General features: G+C 32.9%; 19 protein-coding genes. 13 read left to right on the top strand and 6 right to left on the bottom strand.

Translation table 11 applies throughout. The annotated features are described in order from the left end of the window. Position 1 precedes the first annotated feature (1 nt). From HM985_RS15875 to HM985_RS15885, 3 genes are all read left to right on the top strand, one after another. Entirely contained in the window at positions 2–4075 is a 4074-nt protein-coding gene (locus HM985_RS15875) for a T9SS type A sorting domain-containing protein (protein ID WP_179377195.1), read from the top strand. A gap of 97 nt (positions 4076–4172) precedes the next feature. Next, on the top strand, positions 4173–5711 hold the full coding sequence (locus tag HM985_RS15880; protein WP_179377196.1) for a YifB family Mg chelatase-like AAA ATPase: 1539 nt from the start codon (positions 4173–4175) through the stop codon (positions 5709–5711). 89 nt (positions 5712–5800) lie between these two features. Beyond that, positions 5801–6916, top strand: a complete 1116-nt coding sequence (locus HM985_RS15885) for a DUF2891 domain-containing protein (RefSeq protein ID WP_179377197.1) — start codon at positions 5801–5803, stop codon at positions 6914–6916. Between the two features lie 97 nt (positions 6917–7013). Here the strand turns inward: HM985_RS15885 and HM985_RS15890 are convergent, their stop codons facing one another. Continuing rightward, positions 7014–7211 (bottom strand): hypothetical protein, encoded by a 198-nt coding sequence (locus HM985_RS15890; protein ID WP_179377198.1) that lies wholly within the window; start codon positions 7209–7211, stop codon positions 7014–7016. An 825-nt stretch (positions 7212–8036) separates the two neighbouring features. Between HM985_RS15890 and HM985_RS15895 the strand changes: the two genes are divergently transcribed. From HM985_RS15895 to HM985_RS15905, 3 genes are read left to right on the top strand one after another with little or no spacing between them, the layout of a single operon-like run. Continuing rightward, the gene (locus HM985_RS15895) at positions 8037–8552 is read left to right on the top strand and encodes a hypothetical protein (RefSeq protein ID WP_179377199.1); all 516 of its coding nucleotides are present in this window, start codon (positions 8037–8039) and stop codon (positions 8550–8552) included. A gap of 10 nt (positions 8553–8562) precedes the next feature. Next, on the top strand, positions 8563–9267 hold the full coding sequence (locus tag HM985_RS15900; protein ID WP_179377200.1) for a hypothetical protein: 705 nt from the start codon (positions 8563–8565) through the stop codon (positions 9265–9267). Further along, complete coding sequence (locus HM985_RS15905; protein ID WP_246285053.1) at positions 9243–10049, top strand: sensor histidine kinase; 807 nt, start codon at positions 9243–9245, stop codon at positions 10047–10049. Before HM985_RS15900 ends, HM985_RS15905 begins: the two co-directional genes overlap by 25 nt. Here HM985_RS15905 and HM985_RS15910 read toward each other — a convergent pair. The 5 genes from HM985_RS15910 to HM985_RS15930 all read right to left on the bottom strand — a co-directional run bounded on the left by HM985_RS15910 (position 10046) and on the right by HM985_RS15930 (position 17541). Then, positions 10046–10756, bottom strand: coding sequence for an RluA family pseudouridine synthase (locus HM985_RS15910; RefSeq protein ID WP_179377201.1), 711 nt, complete (start codon positions 10754–10756; stop codon positions 10046–10048). The two genes, HM985_RS15905 and HM985_RS15910, sit on opposite strands and share 4 nt — an antisense overlap. A 70-nt stretch (positions 10757–10826) precedes the next feature. Then, positions 10827–11645 (bottom strand): 3-methyl-2-oxobutanoate hydroxymethyltransferase, encoded by an 819-nt coding sequence (gene panB, locus HM985_RS15915; RefSeq protein WP_179377202.1) that lies wholly within the window; start codon positions 11643–11645, stop codon positions 10827–10829. Positions 11646–11766: 121 nt separating this feature from the next. Continuing rightward, the gene (locus HM985_RS15920; protein ID WP_179377203.1) at positions 11767–13191 is read right to left on the bottom strand and encodes an L-serine ammonia-lyase; all 1425 of its coding nucleotides are present in this window, start codon (positions 13189–13191) and stop codon (positions 11767–11769) included. A gap of 125 nt (positions 13192–13316) precedes the next feature. After that, positions 13317–13811: a hypothetical protein gene (locus HM985_RS15925; RefSeq protein ID WP_179377204.1), complete on the bottom strand. Its 495-nt coding sequence runs from the start codon at positions 13809–13811 to the stop codon at positions 13317–13319. A 157-nt stretch (positions 13812–13968) separates the two neighbouring features. Further along, positions 13969–17541: a choice-of-anchor I family protein gene (locus HM985_RS15930; protein WP_179377205.1), complete on the bottom strand. Its 3573-nt coding sequence runs from the start codon at positions 17539–17541 to the stop codon at positions 13969–13971. 272 nt (positions 17542–17813) lie between these two features. On the opposite strand from HM985_RS15930, the gene dnaK reads away from it, so the two are divergent. The 7 genes from dnaK (at position 17814) to HM985_RS15965 (ending at position 25389) form a co-directional block, all read left to right on the top strand. Continuing rightward, a complete protein-coding gene (gene dnaK / locus HM985_RS15935; protein WP_179377206.1) occupies positions 17814–19718 on the top strand; it encodes a molecular chaperone DnaK in 1905 nt (634 codons plus the stop codon). Between the two features lie 219 nt (positions 19719–19937). After that, complete coding sequence (locus HM985_RS15940) at positions 19938–20453, top strand: outer membrane beta-barrel protein (protein WP_179377207.1); 516 nt, start codon at positions 19938–19940, stop codon at positions 20451–20453. Positions 20454–20534: 81 nt separating this feature from the next. Next, positions 20535–21101 (top strand): RNA polymerase sigma factor, encoded by a 567-nt coding sequence (locus tag HM985_RS15945; RefSeq protein WP_179377208.1) that lies wholly within the window; start codon positions 20535–20537, stop codon positions 21099–21101. Further along, a complete protein-coding gene (locus HM985_RS15950; protein ID WP_179377209.1) occupies positions 21088–21858 on the top strand; it encodes a hypothetical protein in 771 nt (256 codons plus the stop codon). The genes HM985_RS15945 and HM985_RS15950 overlap by 14 nt, the downstream gene beginning before the upstream one ends. A gap of 20 nt (positions 21859–21878) precedes the next feature. Beyond that, on the top strand, positions 21879–22940 hold the full coding sequence (locus HM985_RS15955) for a hypothetical protein (RefSeq protein ID WP_179313233.1): 1062 nt from the start codon (positions 21879–21881) through the stop codon (positions 22938–22940). An 87-nt stretch (positions 22941–23027) separates the two neighbouring features. Beyond that, on the top strand, positions 23028–24257 hold the full coding sequence (locus HM985_RS15960) for a class I SAM-dependent rRNA methyltransferase (RefSeq protein WP_179377210.1): 1230 nt from the start codon (positions 23028–23030) through the stop codon (positions 24255–24257). Positions 24258–24426: 169 nt separating this feature from the next. Next, complete coding sequence (locus HM985_RS15965; RefSeq protein WP_317167142.1) at positions 24427–25389, top strand: NAD(P)H-dependent flavin oxidoreductase; 963 nt, start codon at positions 24427–24429, stop codon at positions 25387–25389. The last annotated feature ends 2 nt before the right edge of the window (positions 25390–25391 follow it).

Here is a 25391-nt window from a genome sequence, read left to right on the forward strand (position 1 = left end):
TATGAAGTTAAAATTACCTCTAATGTTTCTTATTCTGCTTGGCCTAGTTCGCTTAGGTTATGCAAATAATGACAAGTACAGGCTCATTCTTTTAGATGATCCTGCAACAACAATTACTGTGGCTTGGAATCAAATTTCTGGTTCTAATGCTTCTGTTTATTATGATACCATAGATCATGGTACTGACTTTAGTGCATATGCTTTTAATAAAACGGTAGATAGAGAGACGTCAGCAAAAGGAATGACCAATCAGTTTGCAAGATTATCTAGTTTATTACCAAATACAAATTATTATTTTTTAATAAATGATAGCGAAGGTGTAAGTCAACAATTTTGGTTTAGAACAGCACCAGATGACGATAGTAGATTGTTTTTCATTGCGGGAGGAGATTCTAGAAATAACAGAACACCAAGACAAAATGCTAATAAATTAGTAAGTAAGTTAAAACCACATGCCGTTTTATTTGGTGGAGATATGACCAATGCTGATAGTGATTCAGAGTGGCAAGATTGGTTTGAGGATTGGCAACTAACTACAGCTGCAGATGGAAGAATGTTTCCAATTGTACCAGCTAGAGGTAATCATGAAAACACATCTTCTATATATGACCTTTTTGATACGCCAAACGCGGATTCTTATTATGCAATGACGTGGGGAAATAATATGATTAGAACTTACACGTTAAATTCTGAAATTTCAGTGCTTGGTGATCAGTTAACTTGGTTAGAAGATGATTTAAATACGTCTTCTGATTTAACATGGAAAATGGCACAATATCATAAGCCAATGCGTCCACATACTTCAGGTAAATCTGAAGGAAATGCACAATATGGAGCATGGGCACAATTATTTTATGACCAACAAGTAAGATTGGTTGTAGATTGTGATTCGCACATGGCTAAAACAACATGGCCAATAAAACCATCATCAGATCCAGGAAATGATGAAGGTTTTGTTATTGAAGAACAAGCCGGAACTGTTTACACAGGTGAAGGATGTTGGGGAGCACCATTAAGAGATAATGATGACGATAAGAGTTGGACAAGAAACTCAGGGTCTTTCAATCAATTTAAACTAGTTTTTGTTGATAACGAAAAAATTGAGTTACGTACCATAGATGTTAATAATGCAGATGAGGTTGCAGAAGGAAGTAATACAGATCCTTTTACATTGCCTGAAGCATTAAATATCTTTTCACCAGAAACAGGAAGTGTTGTTACTATCTCTAATTCTAATATAGATGATAATCCTTGTCCTGTTGTAGGTATAACTTGTGATGATGAAAATGCAACGACTTTATATGATGAAGAAGATGGTTTTTGTAATTGTGAAGGTGTGCCAGATTTTGAATTAGTAGAAGAAACTATTGCAGTACAAAGCAGTAGTGATGATGCTGAAGAGGAAATTGGAACAGGTTTAGTTTATACGGAAAGTACAGATTTAGAGTTAATCTATGATGATATCGATCAATTGGTGGGTATTCGTTTTGAAAATGTTCAAATCCCACAAGGCGCTACATTATATAGATCTTATATCCAGTTTCAAACTGATGAAACAAGTACTGAAAGTGATGTAACTAATTTAATCATTAATGGAGAATTATCATTAGCTAGTGAAACATTCACTTCTAATAATAATGATATTTCAGTAAGACCATTAACGGTTAGCGCTGTAAACTGGAACGATGTTGCACAATGGGAAACAGTAGGAGAAGCTGGTGTTAATCAGCGTACACCATATTTAAATAATGTTGTATATGAACTTATTTCTCAAACAGGTTGGGAAGTCGGTAATGCAATGACATTTATTTTATCAGGTTCAGGAGTAAGAATCGCAGAATCTTTTGATGGTTCGGCAGCACCAGAATTGAAATTATTCTATCAATTGCCATGTAATCCAGAAGGTACGACTTGTGATGACGGAAATCCTAATACGGTTTTAGATTTTGAAGATGGTAACTGTAATTGTATTGGAGTAGAAGAGTCGGGGACGTTAACTTACCAAATAAATCATGAAGATGATGATGCTGAAGAAGCAGAAACAGGTGGAGCGATGTATACAGATAGTTCTGATTTAGAAATGGTTTATGATGCTTACCAAGATCAATTCAACCAAACTGTTGGTATGCGCTTTAATGGCGTTACCTTACCACAAGGTGCTGTTATTTTAGATGCAGCTATTCAATTTACAACAGATGAATCTAATTCAGTAGCAACTAACTTAGTTATCAAAGGTGAGAAAGCTATTAATAGTTTACGTTTTACTACAGAGGCTTACAATATTACATCTAGAGAAAAAACAGACGCCGCAGTCACTTGGAGTAGTGTTCCTGCATGGGAAACTGTAGGAGAGGCTGGAGAAAATCAGAAAACACCAAGTTTAAGAACTATTGTTCAAGAAATTGTAGATCAACCAGATTGGTTATCATATAGTTCTATGTCCTTTTTTATATCAGGTTCTGGTGAAAGAACAGCAGAGTCATTTAATGGTGATTCTGGTGCAGCACCTCAGCTAATTATAACATATTCATTAGAGTCTAATGACTGTCCTACTTACGGTACACCATGTGATGATGGCGATGCGAGTACAATTAATGATGAAGAAGATGGTTTCTGTAATTGTAATGGAATTCCTGATGATGTTGTAGAGGCTATTAGTGAGGTACTTAATTCTAGTGATGATGCTGAAGAAGAAATAGGAACAGGACTTGTTTATACGGAAAGTTCAGATTTAGAACTAGTTTATGATGGTATTGATCAAGTCATTGGAGTGCGTTTTGATAATGTTCAAATGCCAGAGGGTGCCGTATTATCTAGAGCATACTTGCAATTTCAAACTGATGAAACAAGTGCAGATGCTGATATTACTAATTTAATGATCAATGGGGAGTTGGCAACAGAGAGTGCGACTTTTACTTCTGATTTAAATAATATTACTTCAAGAGATCTAACAATGAGTTCTGTAAATTGGAATGATGTTGCTATGTGGTATACTACCGGTGAAGCGGGGCTTAATCAACGTTCACCTTACGTTACAAACATCGTTGAGGAAATTATTGCTCAAGATGACTGGTTAAGCGGAAACGCAGTTACATTTATTATCTCAGGTTCTGGCAAGCGTGTTGCAGAATCATTTGATGGGTCAGCAGCACCTATCTTAAAATTATATTATCAAACACCTTGTGAGCCTGATGGAACGTCTTGTGACGATGGTAATGCAGATACGTTTTTTGATGTAGAAGATGGTAATTGTAATTGTGAAGGTATTCTAGAAACGGGTACATTAATTTATGAAGTTAATAGATCTAATAATGATGCTGAGGAAGAGGTGGCAACAGGAGCTATGGATTTAGGGAGTTCAGATTTAGAGCTCGTTGATGAAAGTGGTTCTACTAACCAACTTGTAGGTGTAAGATTTACGGATATACAATTACCTTTTGATGCTGTAATTACAAATGCTTATATTCAATTTACGGTAGATGATGATAATTCTGATCCTACAAGTGTAGAGATAAGAGCAGAAGCTAATGCAAATTCATTAGAATTCTCAAACACAGATTTTGATATTTCATCTAGAACACTTGGAAATAATGTGGTAAGCTGGAACGATATACCTGCCTGGGAAACTGAAAATATAGGAGATGCAGGCGTCAATCAGCAAACACCAAATATTGCTTCATTAGTAGAGGAAGTTTTAGCGCAAGAAGATTGGACAATGTTTAGTGCTATGACTTTTGTAATCAATGGAAGTGGAGAGCGTGAAGCAGAAGCTTTTGATGGTACTGCAGGACCTCAATTAGTCATTGAATATGCACTTTCTAGTTTATCAGTAAAGGATGAAAGCTTAGAAGATGCTATAAGAATATACCCTAACCCAGTTGCTGATGTATTAAATATTGAATCGACTGTAGTTATTGATAAAATTACTATTTACGATGTAAATGGTAGACGTATCAATACTTTAAAAAACAATAATAATTCAACAATCAATGTTGGTGATTTATCAAATGGAGTTTACTTTTTAGAAATTCAATCTGGCATTAATAAAATGATTAAAAGATTTATTAAAAGATAGATATTATAGTGTATCATAACTGAAGCCTTTCAAGATTATATTTTGAAAGGCTTTTTTATATCGTTGATTTTCTTAATTTTAAGAAAACTAATCATTTATGCTCAAAAAAGTTTTCGCAAGTGCTGTCTTTGGAGTTGAAGCCTCAACAATTACCGTTGAGGTTAATATTGACAAAGGTGTTGGTTACCATTTGGTCGGGTTGCCAGATAATGCCATTAAGGAAAGTAATTACAGAATAGCTGCTGCACTTCAAAATAATGGTTACCGAATTCCAGGTAAAAAGATCACTATTAACATGGCACCTGCCGATTTAAGAAAAGAAGGTTCGGCCTACGATTTAACTTTGGCTGTTGGTATTTTAGCGGCCTCTAATCAGATTAAAGCAGAAAACTTAGAGGATTACATTATAATGGGAGAGCTGTCCTTAGATGGAAGTTTACAGCCTTTTAAAGGAGCATTGCCAATTGCTGTTAAAGCACGAGAAGAAGGCTTTAAAAATATCATTCTGCCGATTCAAAATTGTAAAGAAGCCGCTATTGTAGATAATATAAAAGTCTTTGGAGTTGATAACATCATGCAAGTCATTAATCATTTCGATAAAGGCGAACCCTTAGAGCAAACGATTATTAATACGCGAGAAGAATTTTATAAAAATCTAGATTTCCCAGAGTTTGATTTTGCAGACGTTAAAGGACAGGAATCCATTAAGCGTTGTATGGAAATCGCAGCGGCAGGTGGTCATAATATTATTCTTATTGGGCCACCAGGTTCTGGTAAAACCATGCTAGCAAAACGTTTACCGAGTATATTACCTCCAATGACTTTGCATGAAGCTTTAGAAACCACAAAAATACATTCGGTTGTTGGGAGAGTAAAAGCACATACGGGTTTAATGGCGCAACGGCCTTTTAGAAGTCCTCACCACACAATTTCGAATGTAGCCCTTGTAGGCGGCGGAAGTTACCCGCAACCAGGCGAAATTTCTCTATCGCATAATGGAGTTTTATTCTTAGATGAATTACCAGAATTTAAACGCGAAGTTTTAGAGGTGATGCGTCAACCTTTGGAGGATCGGGAAGTCACCATTTCTAGAGCGAAATTCACAGTGACTTATCCTTCGTCTTTTATGCTAGTGGCAAGTATGAATCCAAGTCCAAGTGGTTATTTTAATGATCCAGACTCTCCAATAACATCATCACCTGCAGAAATGCAACGTTATATGGGAAAGATTTCAGGACCACTTTTAGACCGAATAGATATTCATATTGAAGTTACTCCTGTGCCATTTGAGAAATTGGCAGACGAGCGTAATGGAGAATCTTCAGTTGATATTAGAAAACGAGTAACTTCAGCTAGAGAGAACCAAACGGAACGTTTTAAAGAATTGGAAAATATTCATTACAATGCGCAAATGAACACGAAGCAAATCCGAAAATATTGCAAATTAGATGAACCTTCAATGTTACTTTTGAAATCTGCTATGGAACGCTTAAATTTATCCGCAAGAGCTTACGACAGAATTCTGAAAGTTTCTAGAACAATCGCAGATTTAGAAGGTTCTGGTGATGTTTTAGGAGCACATATTAGTGAGGCCATTCAGTATCGTAGTTTAGATCGTGAAGGTTGGTTAGGTTAATTATATTTTTAAATCATTAGTGTTTGATTTATAGTTTAATAATTGCCTTTACCTAATTAAACAATTTATAATAATAGTTGAGAAATTTAATGAAAAAATATTACATTTTAATAGGAGTATTGTTTGTTTTTAGTTGTAAAAATAATGAAGAAAAACAAGTTGAGATCTCGGCTAATGTTGTAGAAGTTGAGGTTGTAAAAACTCCGGTTTTAAATCTTGAACAAGCTAACCGTTTAGCGCAATTACCATTGCATTGTATGGATGCGGAATATCCAAACAAGCTTAATCAAACGATTGGTAATGCTTCTGATTTAAAGACTCCAAAAGAATTACACCCTGCATTTTATGGTTGTTTCGATTGGCATTCTGCTGTTCATGGCCATTGGAGTTTGGTGTCTTTGTTAAAGGATTTTCCGGATTTGGATAATAGAGCAGAAATAGGACAGAAATTACTTCAGCATATTTCAAAGAAAAACATAGAACAAGAATTGCTTTATTTTGACGGGGAATACAATTTGTCTTTTGAGCGAACTTATGGTTGGGCCTGGTTATTGAAGCTTGCTGAAGAATTGCACACCTGGGATAATCCGTTGGCTCGTAAATTAGAAGCTAATTTGCAACCGATGACGAATATGATTGTTGGGAAGTATTTAGAATTTCTACCCAAATTAAATTATCCAATTAGAGTAGGTGAACATCCAAATACCGCATTTGGATTAAGTTTTGCTTATGATTATGCGGTTGCAGTAGAACATTCAGAATTAATGACTTTAATAGAAAATAGAGCGAAGGATTTTTATGAAAATGATCAAGATTGTCCAATAGAATGGGAGCCAAGTGGTTTCGATTTTTTGTCACCTTGCTTAGAGGAAGCTGCCTTAATGAAGCGCGTGTTATCAAGGGAGGATTTTAAGATTTGGATAAATGATTTCATGCCAGAATTAATTCAAGCCGATTTTGATATTGTTGTTGGTGAAGTCTCAGATAGAACTGATGGGAAATTAGTGCATCTCGATGGTGTTAATTTTTCCAGAGCATGGAGTCTTAATTATATTTCTAAAGATTTACCAGAGTACAAACATCTTCAAAATTTAGCGAATAAACATATTAATTATTCATTGCCAAGTATTGTTGGCGATAGTTATGAAGGGGGTCATTGGTTGGGTAGTTTTGCTATTTATGCTCTGAATTCTATAGAAGATTAATTTCTTAATTCTTTATAAATAAGTGGTTGTTTTAGTTTTTGTTCTGAATGTGTTTTTAGGTAAATCACAATACAATTTAATAGAGTAGAGGTGTTGCTTAAATAGGTGTTTTCATTATGTAAAGAGATGCTGAAGTATTATTAAAATATTGAAGTGTTTGATCAGGGATTTCGATGGGTGAAATGCTGTTATTCAATAATAAATTAGAGGTGATTTTTAAGGTTGGAAAAAGTTTGGTTAGTGCTTTTTTTTTAATAGTTATTGATGGGTGTTGTGTGATTTTGTTTCTATGCATATCTGTCATAATTAATTAAATTGTTTATTTAAGTGATTATTGCAAATTGTTAATAGTTAAATCTTTAAATATCTACTATTGATGATGTCAATGATGTGTTTTTTTTACCTTTTAATTATTGAAATAATTCGAAGATTAAGGTCTAGGAGAATTAAAAATATTGCAATATCTGATGAGGATTTAGATGTGGCTTTATGTTCTTTTTTTTAGATGTAGGACAGTTTAAATTGGATGTTTAAAATTATATTAAGAGGTGAATTAATTATTCTAAAACCGAGATTAATATTGTGTTTTTATAATGCTTCGGACTCGATTTAAAATGGTGTTTAGTTTGTGGAATTTTAATAAATTTAATGGTTAAAATGTGATGGCTATTAGTTAAAAAACAAACCGTAATATACCTTCATTATGGTCTTTTATTCTTGATCTCTAATTGGTAATTCATCCATAGTTTTGTTGCATTTATTTTTTGTGCTAGCAACGCTTTTTTTAATGGAAAGTCAGTTTTAAAAAATGTCATTAGAATTAAGTTGAAGTCTAATGCATTATCTTTTAATAGCTTTAAGATTATCAATAACGGTGTTCAATTCATTAAATCTGTTTAATTAATTGTTATGATGTGTGATTCTTGAATTATGCGAGGTTATCTAATATTATTGCAATTAACAGAAGAATCCATTAATATCTTAAGTCAAAAGGATATAGGTAATTCATTGAAAATGAGAATGTATGGCTTTTATGGAGAGAAAATGCTTACCAAACCTAAAAATTGTAAAATAAAAGCAATAATTTACACACGCTATTAACGCTATACAACCAGTAATCATGAAAAAAATCGCATCACTTATCCTAGGAATTATACTAGGCATACTAGCTATGTATTTTTATTATAACAATAACCAAGATATGTCAACAGAACAACCAACTATTAAACCTCCACCAGGAGTTATTACACCTGAAGAAATTATGACCTTAGATCAAGCTTATAATGAGCGTTATCAAATTATTAATGATTCTTTATTTAAGGATTCTAAAACCGGTGACAATAGGTCCTCTTGGTATAAATTAGAGGATATTGAAGCTTATTTAGCGTATGCTAAACAGCAGGCCATGGAAAATGGAAATACATTAGATGGACTGCGTTTATATCTTGGCGCTTATCCAGATAACAGCACGGAAGAGCCAGGTTTAACCACTTTATTTTTTGTACCAACGGGTTATGCAAATAAATCTGAAGGTAGTTTTTTTTCTATGCAAGGTGGAAGTGATGATTTAAAAAAATCAGATGGATTAAATATTGGAGGTACAGGTCATCCACCAAGTGCTAATTATCCACAATAGATTTATTTTAATGGAAGAGTTTTTAAAACAAAACTATTTTTTATTAACTTATTCTGTTGAATTTTTAGCAGCAGTTATTGGCTTGATTCTTTTTAAGAAGTATAGTCATGTTGCTGCTAAATTTTTAATTTATTTTTTAGTTTTTGCGTTTTTTATTGATTTACTTCATAGTTATCCACAATACCTAAAGAGTTTGAATAAATTTGATTTAATCGAAGGCACATTGATTGAAAAAAACTATTGGTTATCTAATATATTTTGGTTTGGAGGTGTTGTAAGTTTTTTATTTTATGTCAATTATAAAATTAGTAGCAATCCTCGTTTCAGAATAGCTTTAAAATACTGTTTTATAGCTTATGTAGTATTGTTTATTCTTTATGGGATTTTTAATTTTGATTTGTTATTTACAACATTAAATTCATTTGTAGCTGTTTTGAGTTTATGGATGGTATTAGTTTGTTCATCAGTATTTTATGTTGAAATATTGCAGAGTAATTTAATTTTTCAATTTTATAAAACTATATATTTTTATATCAATACTTGTTTTTTATTGTGGAGTATACTTATTGTTCCTATAGTTTTTTACGAAATTTATTTTTCTACTGCAGATTGGAATTTCGTTATTCTAAAATGGCAAATTTATTTATCTGTTAATTTTATCTTTTATTTAACCCTTACTATAGCTTTAATATGTTGCAGGTCAGAGACCAAATAGTAACTACAGATGCACAACGATATTTATTGGTTTATATGATAGGTGTTTTAGTTATTATCTGTGCACTAATCATTATTTTCTTCATAATATTTCAAAAACGAAAAAATCAACTTTTAATAGATAAAGTAAAGCAACAACAGCGGTTTGATGAAGAGTTGTTAAAGACGCAACAAGAAATACAAGAAGAAACCTTAAAATATGTTGGTAGGGAATTGCATGATAATGTTGGACAGATGTTAGTTTTGGCAACCATGCAAATGAGTGCCGTTGCAAGCAGTATTAATGGCGAAGCTAAATCTGGTGTAGAGAATGCAGCTAAGGCTTTAAAGGATTCTTTAGAAGAAGTGAGAGCTTTGTCTAAATCTCTAAATAACGACGTCATCTTTAATTTAGGTTTTGATACTACCTTAAAAAATGAAGTGGCACGCTTAAATAAATCAGGGCTTATTGAATCTACTTTATTAATAACAGGAGAGAAGGTAAATTTTGAGAATAGAAAAGATGAAATTATCTTATTTAGGATTCTTCAAGAATTTTTTTCAAATACCTTGAAGTATGCTGAAGCTGAGCATCTAAACGTTACTTTATCTTACCAAGAACAATTATTAATAATAAAAATTGAAGATGATGGTATCGGCTATGACATTGAATCTGTAGCAAAAAGCTCTGGATTAATTAACATGAAAAAAAGAGCAGAACTATTAAGTGCTAAATATAACCTAGAATCTCAAAAGTATAAAGGGACGACACTTACGTTGGAATATCCATATAGAATAATTTAAATATTGCAAGCATTCCAAAGTGGATCATTTGGTAATGGAGCTGTAATGAATACCTCTTTATTTTTTACAGGATGTACAAAACGTAAGATTCTAGCATGTAAACTTATACTAGCATCTTTATTGCTACGATCAAAACCGTACTTTAAATCTCCCTTTATTGAGCAACCAATTGATGCTAATTGCACACGAATTTGGTGATGTCTTCCGGTTTCTAAATCAATTTCAAGTAGAAAAAAGTTATCAAGTTTTTGGATGACTTTATAATGTAAAATAGCTTTTTTGCTGCCTTCAACTTCTTTATGATATGCAGTAGATTTATTATTTTTAGGATTCTTTTTTAGCCAATGAACTAAGGTGTCGCTCGTTTTTGGTGGTTGTTCTTTAACCAAAGCCCAATAGGTTTTCTTAGCTGTCTTTTCTGCAAATAACTTATTAAGTCTAGGTAATGCTTTACTCGTTTTAGAAAACATTACAATACCTGTTGTTGGTCTATCTAAGCGATGAACTACACCTAGATACACATTACCTTCTTTATTGTATTTATCTTTTAAATAAAACTTCACAACGTCGCTTAAAGGCTTGTCACCTGTTTTATCTCCTTGCACAATATCGCCAGCACGTTTATTTACAACGATAATATGGTTGTCTTCATGAAGAACTTGAAGATTATCTTTATTAGAAAGAATTTTATTAGAATTACGACTCACAAATACACTGAAAATTAATTTTTGCTTACTGCTTACTGCTTACTGCTTACTGCTTACTGCTTACTGCTTACTAGTACTGTTCATTATCATTAGGGAAATCTTCAGTTTTTACATCATCTACATATTGAGAAATAGCTGAAGTCATTTCTTCATATAAATTCATATAACGACGTAAAAAACGTGGATTAAACTCATGCGTCATTCCAAGCATATCATGTAATACCAAGACCTGTCCATCTACTCCATTACCTGCACCAATGCCAATTACGGGGATTGATACACTTTCAGCAACTTCTTTTGCTAGTGCAGCAGGTATTTTTTCTAAAACAATAGCAAAGCAGCCTGCTTTTTCAAGCATTAGAGCGTCATGTTTTAGTTGTTCTGCTTCTTGCTCTTCCTTGGCTCTAACAGTATAGGTTCCAAACTTATAAATAGATTGTGGAGTTAAACCTAAGTGTCCCATCACTGGGATCCCTGCATTTAAAATACGTTTAATAGATTCTTTAACTTCTCTACCGCCTTCCATTTTTACAGCGTGTCCGCCAGATTCTTTCATAATTCTAATGGCAGAACGTAGCGCTTCTTTAGGATCACTTTGGTAGCTTCCAAAAGGTAAATCTACAACAACTAAAGAACGGTCAATTGCTCTAACAACAGAAGAAGCGTGATAGATCATTTGATCTAAAGTAATTGGTAAAGTTGTTTCGTGACCAGCCATAACATTACTTGCTGAGTCTCCAACTAAAATAACATCAATACCTGCACCATCAACAATTTTTGCCATGGTGTAATCATAAGCAGTTAGCATTGATATTTTTTCACCTCTAGATTTCATATCTACAAGGCTTTTTACTGTAATTCTTTTGTATTCTTTTTTTGCTGTTGACATTGTGTATCTTTTAATCGATTGTAAAAATACTGAGAATTGTTAAACTACAGCTTAATCTTAACTATAAATACTGTGGAATGTGTAATTTATAATCAATGTAGCAATAGAAGAGCGCGAATTCTTAACAATCCGTCAAATGAACTCCAACTGCCAATCCTCCTTCAGAGGTTTCTTTGTACTTAGAACTCATGTCTTTAGCCGTTTCCCACATTGTCGCAACAACTTTGTCTAATGGTACTTTTACATTTTTAGGATCTGTATCTAATGCTAATTCGGCAGCATTAATTGCTTTTATAGCTCCCATAGAATTTCTTTCGATGCAAGGAATTTGTACCAAACCACCAATAGGATCGCAGGTTAAACCTAAATGATGCTCCATAGCAATTTCAGCAGCTATTAAAACCTGTTCTGGTGTTCCGCCAAGTAACTCACACAAAGCACCTGCAGCCATAGCTGAAGAGACTCCGATTTCTGCCTGACAACCTCCCATTGCAGCAGATATGGTAGCTCCTTTTTTAAAGATACTGCCAATTTCGCCTGCCACTAAAAGGAATTTTTTAATATCTTCAAAATCGGCATCATGATTTTCAATGACTAAATAATACATTAATACAGCAGGAACAACACCTGCGCTTCCATTTGTAGGAGCAGTCACCACACGGCCAAGTGCAGCGTTTACCTCATTTACGGATAAAGCAAAACAGCTTACCCATTTTAAAATCTGTCGGAATTTCACTTCAGTGGTTCTAATTACCTCAAGCCATTGTTGTGGGTTTTCATATTTATGTTCGCCAATTAAGTTTTTATGCATATCAAAAGCACGTCGTCTTACATTGAGTCCACCAGGTAAATTACCTTCGGTATGACAACCTGTGTACATGCATTCTAACATGGTATCCCAAATGCGTTTTAATTCAAAATCTATAGACTTTTCTTCTCTTATAGATTTTTCATTTTCTAAAACTACACCAGAAATAGGAAGTTGTAATTGATCACAAAATTTAAGTAATTCGTCTCCGTAAGAAACTGGATAAGGGAATGTGCAGTAGAAAATTATTTTATTGGCTTTAGATAGTTTTCGTTCTTCTTGTACCACAAATCCACCACCAATAGAGTAGTAGGTTGATTTATAATTTCGACCATTGATTCGGGCTGTAAATACCATTCCGTTAGAGTGAAATGGTAAAAATTTCCGATTAAAAATAATATTGTTTTTAAAATCGAATGGGATGGCTTTTTCATTATTAAACATTAAAACATTAGTTGTTTTAACATTATTAATAATGGTGTCGATATCTTCAATTGGCATACGCTCTGGATCTGCACCTGTTAAGCCTAAAACAACAGCGAAATCTGTAGCGTGTCCTTTTCCTGTTAAAGATAGAGAACCGTATAAATCAACGGTGATATTTTCGACCTTATCAAAACGTTTTTTATCCTTTAATTCTTTAATCCAACGTTCGGCAGCTCGCCAAGGTCCTAAGGTGTGAGAACTTGATGGCCCTACACCAATTTTAAGCATATCGAATATTGAAATACATTCCATTTAAAAACAGATTTTAGTCTTAAGGCAAATATAGAAGTTGTTTGTTAAAAGAAAATAATTCTGCAAATAAAAAAATCCTGAAAATGAATTTCAGGATTTTTAAAACTTAAAATGAAGAGTGATATTTACTCAGTAATAAAAGTGTCAATGTTAGTGGTATTTATAACAGAATTAAAATCAGATGTATCTATATTATCTAATTCTGATGCAGGCACAATTATAACTCTAAATATTTGGTTTTGTGTCCATTCTGCTCCAAGGTTATTCAAATTACTAGAACTATCTAGAGAAACAATAACATCTTTTTGTGTAAAATCATAGTTGTATACCAAATCACTACCATCATCAAAAAAAATGGTTTGTGGTAATAACCTCCAAACGTCTAAACCATTGTCAGTAACATCCCATAGTCTGTAGACAAGTACAACTTCGTTTTCAAAAACTTGAAAATCATAGAATTCTTGTATCTCAAAATTATTTCCGGAATTAAAGCTACCACTCATTTCAAAAGCTATTGCAGATTCTCCATCAAATCCTTGTGGTCCTTGTGGTCCTTGGTCACCTTCACAAGAGGTTAGTAGTAATGTAAGCGCAAATAATAAGTAAGTGATTTTTTTCATAGTGTTATAATTTTTAATGAAAGTAAGAAAATATAAACGTTCTTATTCATGTTGAATTGCATTTAACTAAAAATAGTATTTATAGAAAAAATGATTCAATAAAAAAACACCTTCAATTTGAAGGTGTTTAATTCTAAATACTATGTTTTTGAAATTCTTACTTGATTAAAAGCTTGATGCTTTCACCAGAATTTGTTTTCAAAATATATGTTCCAGCATTTAAGCTAGGTAATTGTAAACTCATAGTATCTTCTTTAGACGTTATTTCACGACCTTGAATATCAAATAAAGCTACAGAAACAGTTTGGTTAAAATAAACCGTTTGGTTAGATTTAGTTGGGTTAGGATACATTTTAAAAGCATTAGATGCTAAAGTAAATTCATCCGTGTTTAAAGTGTCGTTATTAAGTGCATAGAAACTTAAGGTAGAACTTACTTCGTTAGCCATAATAACTAAACCAGTAGCATTAGGACTGTTTTCTGGTGTTAGATAGATAATTCCTTCTGGACCTAAATCTCCACCTTCGTCATCTCCTAAGTCTCTGTTGTTAATGTATTTTTCAAAAACAGCATTGTTAGGATCTGTAATGTTGTATGCCATAAGACCACCAACACGTTCTAAAGTTATAAAAGCGTAAAACTCACCATTAATTTCTGCTACAGTTACACCTTCTGGCTCAGGACCTTTATTGTCACTTCTGTTTTTAAAGTTGTTATTACTGTTACTAGCGTTAAATAATTCGCCATAAATAGGATCGTTTGCAGTGATACGTTCAAAATCATCAGCGCTATCAAAAACTAAAGCACCAGTTACTGTATTCCAAATACTGAAAGAACGCGAACCAAATACGTGAATTTCGTCAATATCACCATCATTATCTAAATCACCAGTAGCTGTTGTAGCCGTTAAGCGACCTAAGTTGCTATCTAATTGTAAAAATTCAGCATTAGGAAAAACAGTAGAGTCTAAGTTTAAATCACTAACACGTTCTTCTTCGGCATAAGTGTCATACTCTCTTGCATCACCTTCGTTAGCCGTTACTAAATAAGTGACTCCACCAACCTCGTAAGAAGCAATTGCATCTGGCATATACATTCCTTTTATTGGCCAATTTGCTAAGAAAATGAAATCGGTATTATCTGAAGCATCTAAAGTATTTCCTGCTAAAGCATGATCTTTTAAACCTAAAGGTAAAATATTAGTAATCGTATTTGTTGTTAAATCAATAACACCAACAGCATTGTTTTCTTGAAGCGTTACATAAGCGGTTTGAGAATCGTTAGAAAACGTAATGTATTCTGGTTCCATATCTTGAGAAACCGTAGCATTAGGTCCAAATACTCTAATACCTTCTGCTTGAAGTGATGCTAATTGACTATCAAAACTATTAAAGTTGATGTTTAAAACATTGGTTTGAGAAATATTTCCTAATCCTCCAGTAACATCAATAACAGAAATACTACCTTCAGGATCTACAGAGTAATCATCATTAGGTTGTCCTTCATTTGCTACTAAAAGTTTTGTACCATCTGGTGTGAAACCAACCATATCTGGAAGATTACCAGCAGTAATAGTAGAAGAAATTACACCATCAATATCAGAAAACACAACAACACCATCTTCTAAAGGTCCTTTAGAAATACCAAGAGCTACTATATTATTCCTATAAGCAACACTTGTTGGGTCACCGTAAGTCGATAAATCTATAGAGCTGATTGTAGTAATGTTAGTGATGTTAGAGAAATCTAAAATCTCTAATTTTTGAGCTATTGAATTTAAAACGAATAAACGTTGAGAAACAGGATCGTGTGCTACAATTTCAGCAGAACCAGCACCGTCTACTAAATAGCTTGATACATATTCCATACCCAAAACATCTGTAGGAACAGGAATCATATGGTCTTCATCTAAAATATAAACTCCTGAAGTTTCATGAGCACCAAGTGTTGCGTTAGTTGGATTAGAAAGTTCTAAGATAAAAAGCTCATCCATTTCAGCTAAAGCGTCATTTAGAACAGGAATAGTAATTGTAATAGCCTCTGTTGTGTTTGCTGGGAAAGTTAAAGTTTGGTTAGCAAAAGTGAAATCATCACCTTCAGTTGCTGTTAATAATTCATCAGTAACTAAACTAACATCTATAGAAACTGCATCATTAGGTGTTGCAGATAATTCTACAGTAATATCTATAGACGTACCGTCTTCACTAATTACATAAGTACTTTCTGTAAAGCTCACTTGAGGCGTAACGTTGGTTACTGGTGTGTAACTTCCAGGTGAAGCAAAAACATCATCCCCTAAAGATTGACCTACTAAGTTTGTTGCAGGTGTCCAGTTAGTACCTTCATTAAAATTAGTATTAGGATTTAATAATTCTAAAGAAGGACCATTACCATCAGCAGTAGTTGGCCAAGGGGCATCATCACTATATTCAACTTGAGAAATTATAGTACCATCAGAATTTTTAATCTCTAATAATTCACCACCATTACCTATAGCGTTAGAAATGGCTTGTGGCATATCTAAAAAAGAAACCCCATAAAAAGCATCTGCTGAAGCTTTGTCTGTTGCTAATAGTACAATCTCACCAGCAGCAAGCGTCATTTCAGGGAACGTGAAGTTGAAATTACCTTCGTCGTTTACTGTAATTCCACCTAAAGCGATAGAGGATGTTCCGTTATTATAAATTTCTAAGAATTCAAGCGCATCAGAATCATTAGAAGGTGCATTGTACATAATCTCTGTAATAATTAAACCTGAAGCTGTTCCGTTGTAAAATAAATCACCACTCACATAGGCCGTTGTTTGCGTGTTAGCTGCTAAATCTTCCAAATTATTAACGGTTACAATGTAAGCTGTGCCTTCAGTAAAACCAGAATGTGTAATAGTTGCAGTTAAAGTAGTGTTATCATAAACAATAGTGCTTATTGTTAACGCAGGATTAAAAACATAATTATTTAGCATTTCAGCAGAAGTAGTTGTTACGGCTTCTGTGAATGTAATTTCAACGGTGTTTTGATCTGTTGTTTGAATATTAGCAACACTAGGTGCATTGGTGTCAGAAGTAGAAATAATAAAAGGAGTTGTGTTAAATGGCACATCTGGAGCAACACCATCAGTTCCCTGATCACCACTGTCATCTTGTAAGTCATAATTAGTCATGTCATTTAAAGCAACCAAATATCCGTTAGCTGTAAAAGCAGTTCTTGGTCCATTATATTGAGCAATATCAGTTCCGTTAGTATAAGTGATAGCCGTTATTCCTTCAGTTAATCCAGTTCCTATTAAACCTGTTCCGGCGCCATCATCATAAGCAGAAGAGGAATTAGAAGCAGCAGCAATAAAGGTTGTTGGTGTATCTACATCTGTACCTAGGTAAACAAAGATAGCTTCAGCGGAAGCTGACATTCCTCCAGGAGAACCAATAATAGTTCCATGCGACACGTTTGGTGTTGCACTAATGGTATAAAATGTAATAATTGTTCCTGCTGTAATTACGTTAGTACCAGTTTGCCATTCGTAATTAGCTTCCCCAGAATTAAATTCAGTTCCTATCCATTCTTTATCAGAAAAGTAAATCGTTGTGTTTGCAGCAATATCTACAAAGGTGACCATGGCAAAATCATCATCTCCATCGGCATTAAAGGCTGTAAATGCCATATCTCCAGTATCTAACTGTGCGCTAACTGTACACGCAAAAAAAATAAAGAATAATTGTAAAATGTGTTTCATGTTTTTGGTTGTTTTAGTTTTGTGTGAAATTATTAACCAAAAGTTTCGTGAGCATTCACAGAATGTTATAAATAAATGAACAAATTTCTAGGAAAGTTATCGGTACGTTTTCTAGGTGTTATGAGAGGATTGAATTACATAACAATTAATTAAAGTGACATCATGTCATATTTTTTGGCATGGCATAATCATTGACTAATACTAATCGAGTATAAAAAAATAATAACATTATAATTTTCGTGAGAGCGAAAAACTATTAACAAATAAATATTATGAGTAAGATTATTGGAATTGATTTAGGTACAACCAACTCTTGTGTTTCTGTAATGGAAGGTAATGAGCCAGTTGTAATCCCAAACGCTGAAGGTAAAAGAACAACACCTTCAGTTATCGCTTTCGTTGAAGGTGGTGAAATTAAAGTTGGAGATCCAGCAAAAAGACAAGCAGTTACTAACCCAACAAAAACAGTTTATTCTATTAAACGTTTTATGGGAAATAAGTATTCTGAGTCTACAAAAGAAGCCGAACGTGTACCATATAAAGTGGTAAAAGGTGATAATGATACACCTAGAGTAGATGTTGACGGTCGTTTATATACGCCTCAAGAATTATCTGCTATGATTCTTCAAAAAATGAAGAAAACTGCTGAAGATTATTTAGGACAAGATGTAACTGAAGCTGTAATTACAGTACCAGCATATTTTAACGATGCACAACGTCAGGCAACTAAAGAAGCTGGTGAAATTGCAGGTTTAAAAGTTCGTAGAATTATTAACGAACCTACAGCTGCAGCTTTAGCTTATGGAATGGACAAAAAAGGTACTGATCAAAAAATCGTAGTATTTGATTTTGGTGGTGGAACACATGATGTTTCTATCTTAGAATTAGGTGACGGTGTATTTGAAGTACTTTCTACAGATGGTGATACACACTTAGGTGGTGATGATGTTGATCAACGTATTATCGATTGGTTAGCTGAAGAATTTATCGCTGACGAAAATATGGACTTACGTAAAGACCCAATGGCTTTACAACGTTTAAAAGAAGCTGCTGAAAAAGCGAAGATTGAATTATCTTCTTCTGCACAAACAGAAATTAACTTACCATACGTTACAGCTACAGCTAGTGGACCAAAACACTTAGTACGTTCATTAACACGTTCTAAATTTGAGCAGTTAATTGACGATTTAATAAAACGTACAATTGAGCCATGTGCTTCTGCATTAAAAGCAGCAGGTTTATCTAAATCTGATATTGATGAAGTTATTTTAGTAGGTGGTTCTACTCGTATCCCTGCAGTTGTTGCAGCAGTAGAGAAATTCTTCGGAAAAACACCAAGTAAAGGTGTAAATCCTGATGAGGTTGTATCTCTAGGAGCAGGTATTCAAGGTGGTGTATTAAGTGGTGATGTAAAAGACGTTCTTTTATTAGACGTAACTCCATTATCTCTTGGTATTGAAACTATGGGTAATGTTAAAACTAATTTAATTGAGGCTAACACAACGATTCCTACCAAGAAATCACAAGTGTTTTCAACAGCAGCAGATAATCAGCCATCAGTAGAGATTCACGTATTACAAGGTGAGCGTCCAATGGCAGCAGATAACAAAACAATTGGTCGTTTCCATTTAGATGGTCTTCCACCAGCAAGAAGAGGAACACCTCAAATTGAAGTAACATTTGATATTGATGCCAATGGTATCATTAAAGTATCTGCTACAGATAAAGCGACTAACAAGACTCAAGATATTAGAATTGAAGCATCATCTGGATTAACTGAAGAGGAAATCCAAAAGATGAAAGCTGATGCAGAAGCAAATGCTGAAGCAGATGCTAAAACTGCAGAAAATGCTAAGAAATTAAACGAAGCAGATTCTATGATCTTTCAAACTGAAAGTCAGTTGACAGAATTTGGTGATAAATTATCTGATGATAAAAAAGCGCCAATTGAAGCAGCACTTGAAGAATTGAAAGCGGCATACGAATCAAAAGATATCGCAGTTATTGAACCAGCTTTAGAGAAAATCAACGAAGCATGGAAAGTAGCAAGTGAAGAAATGTACAAAGCGCAAGCTGAAGGACAAGGAGCACCAGCAGGTGGACCAGAAGCAGGTGCAGAGCAACCAGCTGATGATTCTAGCGATGTTGAAGATGTAGATTTCGAAGAAGTGAAATAAGCATTAAGCTTAAAGTTGAAAGCTTGAAAAAGCTAAAGACTGATATTATAAAGTAAAAAACGCAATCATTAATTTGATTGCGTTTTTTTGTTTTACATTTATTTTAACTTTTTTTAATTCTCATCCAACCATTGTTTATTTAAAAGCGTTTTTATTAATAGAAGGCCAACTTGAAAGTGTACTTCAATAAAAATTAATAACAAATTTAAAATACTTATTATGAGAAAAGTAAACTACATTTTAATTTTAGTCCTAACATTTAATATCAATTTCGCTATAGCTCAAGATAAAGATTCAGATACATCAAAATTTTCAATGGGTTTTGCATTAAATGAACAATTCGTAGGTAAAGATACTGGAGAAAATATTGAAGGATTTTTAGGTTACTCTATTAATTCTAATATGAGTATTTATTTGTCAGCTGCAAATGCAACGATGAGAAGTAAAGCCTTAGATACAAACTATGAATTAGATAAATATGCAATTCAAGTAACTTATGATTTTTTAAAATCTGAAAACACTAAACTTGAATCCTTATTTGGATTTTCATACGTTAATTTTGATGAAAAAATTCTTGAAGATGATAATAATGGACTTGGCATAGATTTAGGAATTCAAACAGTTTTTAATTTAAACAATAGACTTAACTATGGCTTAAGAGTCGTTTCAACTTATAGTAATTTTTCACCAGGTGGTATATTAAATGCAGGAATAATATTTAGATACAACATTTAAAATCAATAAATATTATTGATATGCACACTAATTTTTAAAATTTAAAATTAAAGAAAATATATAAAAGACTAGCTTATAAGAATGTCAAAATTAAGAACTATAAACCAAAGTGTAGATTTGCTTGTTGAACTCGCTAAGGAGTACAATCAAAAAGCACAGTTGGCACTATATGATAAGTATTCTGGAAAGATGCTTGGGGTTTGTAGGCAATACATTAGGGATTTACAGTATGCAGAAGATGTTATGATTACAGCATTTCATAAAGCATTTCAAAATATTGAAAAATATGAACCTTACGGAAGTTTTGAAGGTTGGTTAAGACGGATTATGGTTCGTGAATGTATTTCATATTTACGAATTCATAAAAATAAATTCAACGTTGTAGAAATAGGAGATTACCATTTTATACAGCCAGCTTCAAAAACTGAAGATTCAACTTCAGATGTTATTCAGAAAGCTGTAGATCAACTTCCTGTAGGTTGTAAAACCATATTTAACCTTTATGTCATTGAAGGCTATAAGCATCGAGAAATTGCAGCATTATTGAAAATTAGTGTAGGAACTTCAAAATCGCAATTAGCACACGCTAAAAAGCTTTTAAAAAATAGTCTTATACAGTTAAATTTGAAAGAGAATGGAACTAAATAATATAGAAAACTTAATTAAAGAGAATTTTAAGGATCGAAGTATTAAACCATCTTCTGAAGCTAGAAATCGTTTAATTGTAGCATTAAATACAAAACCTAAAAAGAAGAAAAAACTATGGTTAAACTATGCTGTAGTGGCATCCTTTATAATAGGATTGTTTTTAGTTGGTAGTCAATTCTTTTTGAAAAATCAAGATATAGAACAGCCAGTAAAAATAGGTTTCGAAAAAAACAAACCACAACTTAAACAAAACGATGCGCTAGATTTAAAGGATCAAAATAACGCTATTGTGTTAGAAGAGCAACAAGAATTGAAGCCCATAAAAACAAGAATTGAAAAAGAGAAATTAATTTCTAATTCAAAAGGTAAAACCTTAAAACAAGAGCTTGTTCAAGAAGAGTTTCCCTTTCAAAAAAAACAAGATTTTCTTGTTGAAAATAGAGTAAAACTATTTAAAGAAAAAGATTCAATAAAAGAGGAAGGGGTTGAGAGATTAGCAAACGATAGTAAAATAAAACCGTTTCAATATATTACGGCTGAAAAACTTTTGCAAGTTACAATGGCAGATAGTAGTTTAGAATTGCATAAAAATCACAATAAGCAAATAAAGACTTACCTAGAATCTGAAGAGCTATTGGTTAAGATGGAAACACAGTTATTTGACGAAAAAAATAAAAGTATTTTTAAAAAAGCAGGTAAGCAGCTTAAAGAACTAAAAGAAGCAGTTGCAAATAGAAATTACGAACACAACCATTAATCAATTAAAATTATTTTATTATGAAGCAGACAATTTTATGTATTGCCGTGTTATGTTGTACCTCATATTTAATGGCACAAACCAATACTTTTGAAGCAAAAGCAGCAATTATAGCCTCTAGAATTGATTCTATTACAAGTTCTGAAAAGCGTACTTTAAAAAAGGAAATCAAGAAGCTTGATAAAAAAGTAGAAAATAAAGAGATAACTTTAGAAAGTGCTGTGTTAGAAAAAAAGAAACTAGCAGCATATCATGCAGACCGAATTAATAGTGGTGTTTTTAGTCAAGAACAAAAATTACAAGCTTTAATTCAAGATAAAGTTAGTGGTAAACTAGAATTGAATGAGGATGATAATGAATGGAATACACCACTAATATCTGTTTTTGAAGAAGAAAATTTTTACAAGGATTCTATAAGTGGTTTAAAAGTTGAAAAACGGCTTACAACGCAGTTTGTTTTAGCTTTTGGGATTAATAAAATATTAAACGATAATAGTGGTTATTACGGTAATGGATTCAAGTCAAATCTATTAGGAAATAGTGAGTTAGGTTTTACGTTTAAATATAGATTTAAGGAAGAAACAAACTTTTGGAACTTAAAATTTGGATTATCTATGATGGTTGATGATATAAGGCCAAAAAATGATAATGATATATTGGTAACCAATGGAGATGAAACAACGTATCAAGATATTGGTTATGACCTAAAAAGATCTAGATTAGATAACCTATCTATAGGTTTACCAGTGCATTTAGAAATAGATTTCTCTAAGCCACAATATCATGAAAAAACAGGAAAAACTTATTTGCGTTCTCAACGTGGTTTTAGAGCAGGATTAGGTGGGTATTTTTCTGTGAGGTTACATACTTCACAATTTATTAGATATAAACAAGATGGAAGTAATTTTAGGTTAACCGAAAAGGATGACTTTAATATGCATACCTTTAATTTTGGACCAAGTATTTATATGGGATATCGAGATGTAAGCCTTTATGTTAAATACAATGTAAACCCAATCTTTAAAAATAACCCTGAAGATATTAATAAGCTTTCTATAGGTTTACGATTAGACATTAATTAGAAGTTTTAGCTAATAAAGCAATATTACTACCAACATAAGAATGCCAATATATTTAAGTTTCGTACTTTCGAAGCCTAAAATATAAGCATGTCTTTTTCAGATCATATTCACTTTAATTACACACCTAAACGACTAGCCGTAAAGCTTAATGCAAAAGGCGAGCAATTCGTTGTTAAAGGACATCCATGGGTGTTTTCTAATAGTATTACTAAAATAAATGATGATGCCGCAACAGGTGATTTGGCTATTATCTTTAGTAAGAATAAAAACAAGGTGGTTGGTTTAGGATTTTACGATGCAGAATCACCAATCCGAATTAAAATGATTCATAATGCGGAAACAAAAGTTGAGATTAATGCTGATTTTTTTCAACATAAAATTGAATTAGCTTTTGAGAAACGTTCAGAATTACTTAAAACGAATACCAATAGTTACCGACTTTTATTTGGTGAGAATGATGGTTTTCCGGGCTTAATAGCAGATGTTTATGATTCAGTATTAGTTGTAAAAGTATATTCAGAAATATGGTTGCCGTATTTAAAACCTATTTTAGAAAGTTTACAACAAATATCTTCAGCCAAAACAGTTGTAATGCGTTTGAGTAGAGGTCTTCAAAATAGTGATAAACACAATTTAAAAGATGGAGAAGTTATATATGGTGTGCTAGAAAATGAAGTTGTGGAGTTTGTTGAGCATGACGTAAAATTTAGTGCAAACGTTATTAAAGGTCATAAAACAGGTTATTTCTTAGATCATAGAGCCAATAGAAAACGTGTTGGAGAAATGAGTAAAGGAAAAACAGTTTTAGATGTGTTTTCTTATGCTGGTGGATTTTCTGTACATGCTTTAGCAAATGGAGCAACGGAAGTAACAAGCTTAGATATAAGTAAGCAAGCCTTAGATATGGCACGCGAAAACGGAAAATTAAATGCTTATTCTGGCAAGCATAAAACCATTTCCGGTGATGCTTTTGAAGAAATGAAGGCTTTAATTGCAAAAGGAAAAACTTTTGATGTAGTTGTTATTGATCCGCCAAGTTTTGCCAAACAACAATCTGAAATTGATTTAGCGAAGAAGAAATATGGGCAATTAGCAGAGTTAGGGGAGAAGCTTACCTCTAAAAATGGCCTTTTAGTTTTAGCATCTTGTTCTTCTCGAGTATTGGCACAAGCATTTTTCGATTTAAACGCTCAAGTTTTAAATTCTAAACACAGGCTTTTTGAGGTAGAACTTAAAACAAAACACGATAGTGATCACCCAATAGCATTTACAGAAGGCGCTTATTTAAAATGCGGTTATTATCGATTTTTAGAATAATACAGGCTCTTAGGTCTTATTCGTGTTAAATTTTAAATCATATCATTTTATGTATATTTATTATTTACAAGATATAATATTGGTGTTATCTTATTTTTTTATGCACTTAAGTTCTTAATTCGTAATATGATATTATGCGCGCATAATAAAATACAGTATATTTGTTACTATAAGCGATCTTAATATGCAAACTAAACTCACCCAGATTCTCAACTTAAAATTTCCAATTATACAAGCACCAATGTTTTTGGTGTCTAACGTAGCTATGGTTTCAGAAGCTATGAAATCTGGTATTGCAGGTTGTATTCCTGCATTAAATTACAGAACATTAGATCAATTAAGGTCTGCTATTAAAGCGTTAAAAGCATCTAAAGTTGAAGGTGGTGCTTTTGGATTTAATTTAATTGTGAATAAATCTAATGTGAAGTATAAAGGACAATTAGAAGTGCTCTGTGAAGAAGGTTGTGATTTTATTATTACCTCATTAGGAAGTCCTGAAGAAACAATTAAACAAGCACATGCAGCAGGTATTAAAGTGTTTTGTGATGTTACCGATTTAAAATTTGCTAAAAAAGTAGAACAATTGGGTGCAGATGCAGCTATCGCTGTAAACAATGAAGCTGGTGGACACCGAGGAAACTTATCGCCAGAAGCGTTAACAAATTTATTAAGTAAAGAATTAAATATTCCTGTTATTTCTGCAGGAGGCGTGGGTTGTAAAGCTGATATCGATAAAATGTTGAGTTATGGTGCAGAAGGTGTTTCTGTTGGTAGTCCTTTTATAGCATCGGTTGAAGCAGGTGTTACAGACGATTATAAGCAAGCTTGCGTAGAATACGGAGCTAAAGATATTATAATGACTGAACGTATTTCTGGTACGCCTTGTACCGTTATTAATACGCCTTATGTTCAGAAAATTGGTACTAAAACTACTTGGATAGAAAGTTTATTAAACAAGAATAAAAGTTTGAAAAAATGGGTTAAAATGATTCGTTTTTCAATTGGTATGAAAGCTACTGAAAATGCGGCTAAAAAAGCAACCTACAAAACGGTTTGGGTAGCAGGGCCGAGTATAGAACACACTAAAGAAATTCTTCCGGTAAGTGTGATCGTTTCAAAATTAACTAAGTAGTA

This window comes from Winogradskyella wichelsiae, from assembly GCF_013403925.1.
Lineage (GTDB): Bacteria > Bacteroidota > Bacteroidia > Flavobacteriales > Flavobacteriaceae > Winogradskyella > Winogradskyella wichelsiae.